The sequence below is a fragment of the Prevotella sp. C0026C3 genome (genome assembly GCF_056590795.1).
Window position 1 is genome coordinate 1 of the sequence record NZ_JBWPWW010000036.1, and the last position, 6196, is coordinate 6196.

General features: G+C 41.5%; 7 protein-coding genes and 1 tRNA gene. 2 read left to right on the plus strand and 6 right to left on the minus strand.

The window, feature by feature from the left end:
* Positions 1 to 54: 54 nt before the first annotated feature.
* Entirely contained in the window at positions 55 to 774 is a 720-nt protein-coding gene (locus AC1EK4_RS11760; RefSeq protein ID WP_480358393.1) for a hypothetical protein, read from the minus strand.
* Between the two features lie 122 nt (positions 775 to 896).
* Positions 897 to 969, minus strand: a tRNA-Met gene (locus tag AC1EK4_RS11765).
* Positions 970 to 1166: 197 nt separating this feature from the next.
* On the opposite strand from AC1EK4_RS11765, the gene AC1EK4_RS11770 reads away from it, so the two are divergent.
* Both AC1EK4_RS11770 and fabG read left to right on the plus strand, forming a co-directional pair.
* Entirely contained in the window at positions 1167 to 1760 is a 594-nt protein-coding gene (locus AC1EK4_RS11770) for a TetR/AcrR family transcriptional regulator (RefSeq protein ID WP_036900186.1), read from the plus strand.
* Positions 1761 to 1800: 40 nt separating this feature from the next.
* The gene (gene fabG, locus AC1EK4_RS11775) at positions 1801 to 2553 is read left to right on the plus strand and encodes a 3-oxoacyl-[acyl-carrier-protein] reductase (RefSeq protein ID WP_036900190.1); all 753 of its coding nucleotides are present in this window, start codon (positions 1801 to 1803) and stop codon (positions 2551 to 2553) included.
* A 284-nt stretch (positions 2554 to 2837) separates the two neighbouring features.
* On the opposite strand, the gene AC1EK4_RS11780 is transcribed toward fabG, so the two are convergent.
* The 4 genes from AC1EK4_RS11780 to AC1EK4_RS11795 form a co-directional block, all read right to left on the minus strand.
* Complete coding sequence (locus AC1EK4_RS11780; protein ID WP_480358395.1) at positions 2838 to 3524, minus strand: GDSL-type esterase/lipase family protein; 687 nt, start codon at positions 3522 to 3524, stop codon at positions 2838 to 2840.
* Positions 3525 to 4526 (minus strand): M48 family metallopeptidase, encoded by a 1002-nt coding sequence (locus tag AC1EK4_RS11785; RefSeq protein WP_036900192.1) that lies wholly within the window; start codon positions 4524 to 4526, stop codon positions 3525 to 3527. It abuts the gene before it with no gap.
* Between the two features lie 4 nt (positions 4527 to 4530).
* Positions 4531 to 5091 (minus strand): LemA family protein, encoded by a 561-nt coding sequence (locus AC1EK4_RS11790; RefSeq protein ID WP_036900194.1) that lies wholly within the window; start codon positions 5089 to 5091, stop codon positions 4531 to 4533.
* A gap of 157 nt (positions 5092 to 5248) precedes the next feature.
* Positions 5249 to 5635 (minus strand): lytic transglycosylase domain-containing protein, encoded by a 387-nt coding sequence (locus AC1EK4_RS11795; RefSeq protein WP_369793989.1) that lies wholly within the window; start codon positions 5633 to 5635, stop codon positions 5249 to 5251.
* Between the last annotated feature and the right edge of the window lie 561 nt (positions 5636 to 6196).

A 6196-nucleotide genomic window follows, 5' to 3' on the forward strand; every position in this document is an offset into this window, starting at 1 on the left:
AGTGGGTCAATAATAAATCGTTTTACTGGGTCTAAAATACTTTGCCAGCGTGGGTCAAATTAGTGTGGCTTTTCCAATCATACAAGCAAGATAGAATGAGGGCATATATTTATAAGTGTAATCATGCAGACGCTTAAGAGCATCCGCTGGGAGCGGGTCGCGGAACTTGTCGGTCTCCTTCATCATGTGAATATCCTCGATAGGGTTTGCTTCGATATATTGACGTTCTTTCAACCATGTACCAAGAGTTGACAGCCAAGTCCTATAATTATTCCGGGTTTTAGAATTGACGTCTTTGTCAAAAATAAGATAATCAAGAAAATCGACCGCAAACGTACGGTCAAATTGGTAGACATATTTGATATTCACATTAGTCTCAAGTAGATACAGCTGTAGTTGTTTGAGTCGACTTTTGTAATCGATAGCCGTTTTGTGCTTCAAGATGCCTTTCTGTTCTGCAACTGTGATATAGTCTGCATAACGCTGTACGACAATAGAGAACTCCGTATAATGTCGTGTCTTCTTCGCATGAGTGAAAGGATTCCAGCCGGCTATCAGCTTTTGATAGATATTGTGAATAAGAATGGAAGCCATAGTCTCACGTTCTTTCGTAGTCTTATAACGATCGAGCATATACTTCTTGCGTTTAAGCCCACCCGATATCGGGTCATATGCAAAGAAATCGACATACCATTGCTTCCCTCGATGAAGACGAGGAAGTGTGAACTCTATTATATCCTTATGCGATGTGAGTTTTTTGTCTGATAAAGACATTTTTTTACATTGTTCGCTTCGCAACCAATGCTAGTTTGTAACTCTGTTCCAAAAAGTGTCCGAGTCATTAATACTCGAAACGCTCGAAAGCCACTATATATAGGACTTTCGAGCGTATTTAGTTGCGGAGGCAAGACTCGAACATGCGACCTCCAGGTTATGAGCCTGGCGAGCTACCAACTGCTCCACTCCGCGATATTAATAATCAATCCCTTTCCGGATTGCGAGTGCAAAGGTATGACTTTTATTTGAAACAACCAAATATTAACTGAGTTTTTTTTCGTTAAAAGGGGTAAAACAAGGCTTAAGATTTGGCTGTATGCGAGATTTCTATTACATTTGCACATTACAAAGCGATGTGCAAACAATAGAAACACAGGAGGAATTAATAGATGTCTATATCAAAAACCAGACAGAAACTCGTAGATGTTGCCAGACAACTATTTGCCAAAAATGGTATTGCAAACACGACTATGAACGACATAGCCATTGCTTCGGGCAAAGGACGTAGGACACTTTACACGTATTTTAGTAGGAAAGAAGATGTTTACTCGGCTGTCATAGAGTCGGAATTGGAACGACTATCGGACAAACTGGATGAGGTGGCTGAACTCAAGATTCGTCCTCAAGACAAAATCATAGAGTTGATATACACGCATCTGAGCATGATTCGTGAGACTGTCGTAAGGAATGGTAACCTGCGTGCGGAGTTCTTTCGTAATATTTGGATGGTAGAGAAAGTGAGAAAAAACTTTGATGAAGACGAAATAGAACTATTCCGTAAGGTTTATCAAGAAGGTAAAAACGACGGAGAATTCGACATTGAAGACGTAGAATTGGTGGCCGACATCACTCACTATTGTATCAAAGGGCTGGAAGTTCCTTTCATTTATGGTCGCCTAGGGCATGGATTGACTGAAGAAAGCAGCAAACCGCTCGTAGCTAAAGTTGTCTACGGAGCGCTGGGGAAACTCAAACAGAAATAGGAAACAAGTATTTATTATAACACAATAAAAAATTAAAGCAATGGGATTATTAACAGGTAAGACAGCCCTGATTACAGGTGCTGCACGTGGAATTGGCAAGGCTATTGCCTTGAAGTTTGCCGAAGAGGGTGCTAATATCGCCTTCACCGACCTCGTTATCGACGAAGAGCACGGCGGATTGGCAACAGAGCGTGAGATTGCAGCTAAAGGCGTAAAAGCTAAAGGATATGCAAGCAATGCAGCAAACTTTGCCGAGAGCGAAGAGGTTGTAAACAAAGTGAAAGAAGAGTTCGGCTCTATTGATATTTTAATTAACAATGCCGGAATCACCAAAGACGGTTTGATGTTGCGCATGACAGAGCAGCAGTGGGACGCAGTCATCGCTGTAAACTTGAAGAGTGCATTCAACTTCATCCACGCTTGCGTACCTGTAATGATGCGTCAGCGCCAAGGTTCTATCATCAACATGGCTTCTGTAGTCGGTGTTCACGGCAACGCAGGCCAGAGCAACTATGCAGCTTCTAAGGCCGGTCTTATCGCATTGGCTAAGAGTGTAGCCCAAGAGATGGGTCCCAAGGGTATCCGCGCCAACGCTATCGCTCCCGGATTTATCGACACAGCCATGACTCAAGCTCTACCAGAGAATGTTCGTAAAGAATGGACCAACAAGATTCCATTGCGCCGTGGCGGTACTGTAGAGGATATTGCAAACACTGCTGTTTACTTGGCTTCAGACCTATCTAGCTATGTAACCGGTCAGGTGATTCAGATAGACGGTGGTATGAACATGTAATCAAGTACAATACCGAATAATCAAAAAGCCCAATGCACATCTCGGTAGATGCACATTGGGCTTTTTCTTATGCCTGTATTTCGACTATTCCTCTATTATTCGACCATCTAAAAAGTTCCCACTCTCTTCACTGCAATAAGTAAGTAATGATGCTGTTCGGCCTCTTCAGTAATACTGAAACGTTTTGGCAATATTGCTGCCTCGCCCCTGCAATAAACTGATAACAAACTACTCACTATATTGTAAACAGCAATTTGAGATACGCCAAAGTACTTCTTAAGAGTTTACTCCAATCCTCTAACGTAACGTTGTAGTTCAAATACCCAAATCTTATACCCCACGGGAGACAGGTGTAACCCATCTACTGAAAGAGAGGCACGCAACTCATTCGTGCCATGACGGACGAACTGCTTAAAAAGGTTGATATATGTAATATGATGTTTTTGGCAATATTGCTTCAACATCTTGTTGATAACAGGAATATCATTAGTCTTCCCATCCAGCGTTTTCCAACGGCCAAAGGATTCGTTGATAGGCAACAGGCTCTGGACAAACAATTGGGTTTGAGGAGAGTCGCGACGAATCTGCTCTATCACGAGACAGATATTATCAAACACCTGTCGGGGAGTCAAGTCATGGCTCAAATCGTTGACACCCACCATCAAGAAAATAGCTTTAGGCTTTCCGGGCAAGATCTGTATAAGTCGATGCTTGATACCTATGGCATCATCGCCCGATATACCACGATTCTTGATACGTTTCCCATCTAAACGAGCATTCCAATCACCCCCATTCTCAGTAAGACTATTACCCAACATCACAATTGAAGAACTATCAATAGGAGTCATACTATCAAACTCCTTAATCCTTTCTGTATAATGTGGGAACGGACTATATTTCACAGATTGAGCTTCCATAGACTGCGAACAGATAGCCATCATGGCAAACAGAAGATATTTAATTCTAGACATTTAAAACTGTTCTAATATTTGTATACGCTTTTCGGTATCGGGATGAGTGCTGAAAAGCGAATTCATGAAACTCATTAAGCCTTGCTCCATCTCATCGGGCTGAATGATAAAGAGTTGTGCCACATCGGCACGCTTGACATCATCAAGCCCGGGATTACCCGAAATCTTCCTTAAAGCAGAAGCCAAAGCGAGCGGATTACCACATAGCTCTGCCCCACCTGCATCTGCCATATACTCGCGTTTGCGCGATATGGCAAAGCGAGTAACCAACGTGAAGAAGTAGGCTATGGCACAACACACGACACCTATCAACATGATGACGATAACGGAAAGGCCATTTTTCTCGCCATTACGACCACTCCGCCCCCCCCCATACCACATCATATTATACATCATTCGCACCACAAGCGACATGACAGTGGAGATGATGCCCACGAAGATTATACTGGTAATAAGCAACTTGGTATCATGATTGCGAATATGAGTAAGCTCATGCCCAAGCACCCCGGCCAATTCTTCGTCGGTAAGGAGATTGAGTAGTCCGGTGGTAACGGTGACCGTGTACGACTTTTTGTCTATACCGCTAGCAAAAGCATTCAATTGGTCATCGTCAACAACATTGATTTGAGGCATGTCCATATTGCAAGTCATACACAAATTCTCCACGATATTATATACACGAGGATTATCACGACGGCTCAACGGACGAGCACCGGTAGCCGCCTGTATCATGCGTACATTGCTATAATAGGCTATGACAAACCACACCAATACTCCTAGAATTACCCAAGGAATAGTCGTTATGAAGTAATAATTGACCGTATCGGCATCTAGTTGGTGCACGACACTCCCATATTCATCATAATAGCCACCACCGAAATAATTTAAGAGGGCAAGGAATACCCAAACCATTCCCAAGATAATTACGGGAAACATGAGCAGCAACAACACACTCAACATGTTGTTACGGCTGATTTGGGTCTGCATTCCTACATACTTCATCGGCCTAGAACTTTACTTCGGGAGCCTTGTCAAGCATAGATCTTTCCTCTTGTGGAACCTCAAACATAGGCTCCTTTTGGAAGCCGAACATCTTGGCAAAAATATTTGAAGGGAATGTTTGGACAGCATTGTTCAATTCGCGTGTTGCAGAATTGAAGAAACGACGCACTGCTGCCAACTTGTTCTCGATATCAGAGAGCTCGTTTTGAAGCTGGAGGAAGTTCTCGTTTGCTTTCAGTTCTGGATAAGCTTCAAGCGAAACTTTGAGTCCGGCTAAGGCTCCTGTCAACGCATTTTCGGCTTGTACCTTATCATTGACAGATGTGGCTCCCATCGCAGCTGCACGGGCTTCCGTAACACGTTGGAACACTTCTTTCTCATGCTCTGCATATCCTTTCACCGTAGCAACCAACTGAGGAACCAAATCATGACGTTGCTTCAACTGCACATCAATGTTAGCAAACGCATTTTCACGATTATTGCGAAGCTTCACTAAGTTATTATAAAGGCTTACACCCCACACTAAAAGTAGTACAACGACTACCACAACAATAATTAATGACATATTCTTATGATTTATAATTTTATCTATTAGATTACAAATATAATGCAAAAGTTGAGGATACGACAGGTTTTTAAGATTTATTAGATTGTTAACGGTATAAAAGGAAAAATCCAGTCAGTAGAATAAATCTATTGACTGGATTTATAGAAATAATGATTTATTTCATGACACTCATAACCTTCTCTAAATATCGCTGCGTTCGCTTGACATTAAAGTGAAGACCACCGTTCCACGAGCGTATAGCTCTCTCGATGTCGTTCAATGGGTTATGTGCAGACTGGAAGAGTAAAAACATCTCCTTGGACTTCGAAACACTGAATCGATCAGACAACTTAAATCTCTTCTTGCTTTTCTTTCTTTTAAGAATCTGATTACATTCAGCTACCAATATCGGTGTAATTTGCATTGCACCAATGGAATTACCACTCTTGGCTTTCGAATCTCCTCTGCTCTCTACTTGAATAATGGCATCCATCACTGGATTCCAATCTACTTGTTTACTGTTAGGTACAACTTTTAAACCATCTGCCGCAAGGGCTGTCATCCGAGATGACGCAAAGATAAGTAAAATTAAAAATACAACTTTGTTTATTCTCTCCATTTTGTTTTGATTATGGAACCTGTGCAAGAGAAAAGCAAAAATGCACGCGAATATGGCTATTGAGAAAAAGCGTTACCAATATCCTCGATTCCGTTAGATACCTTAGCGAATAACACTTCTAATACAACAAAAAGATGTTATCCTTATTCTTATCGGTGCAAAGGTACACAAAACATCTGAGAAAGAAGAAAGAATCATGCATAAAGTGCTGATTATAAAGGCTTTTTATACATTTTCAATAATATTAATGCCATCTTATTTCACGCTTCAAAAGCCCTTTTTAGCAATAATATTAGAACAAAATATTCCAATAATACTCCATATAAAAGCTCAAAAAAGTTACATCTGTAGAGTCAAGTGGTATCAACCAGCAAGTACAAAAGTACATCAGCCGTCTGAGTGTACATAGTTCTCACTTAGAGACCGTTATCTTATATACACAAAAAAGCCCCGACTACATTCAGTAATCGAGGCTCTCGTTAAAAGAAGGCGGCCACCTACTCT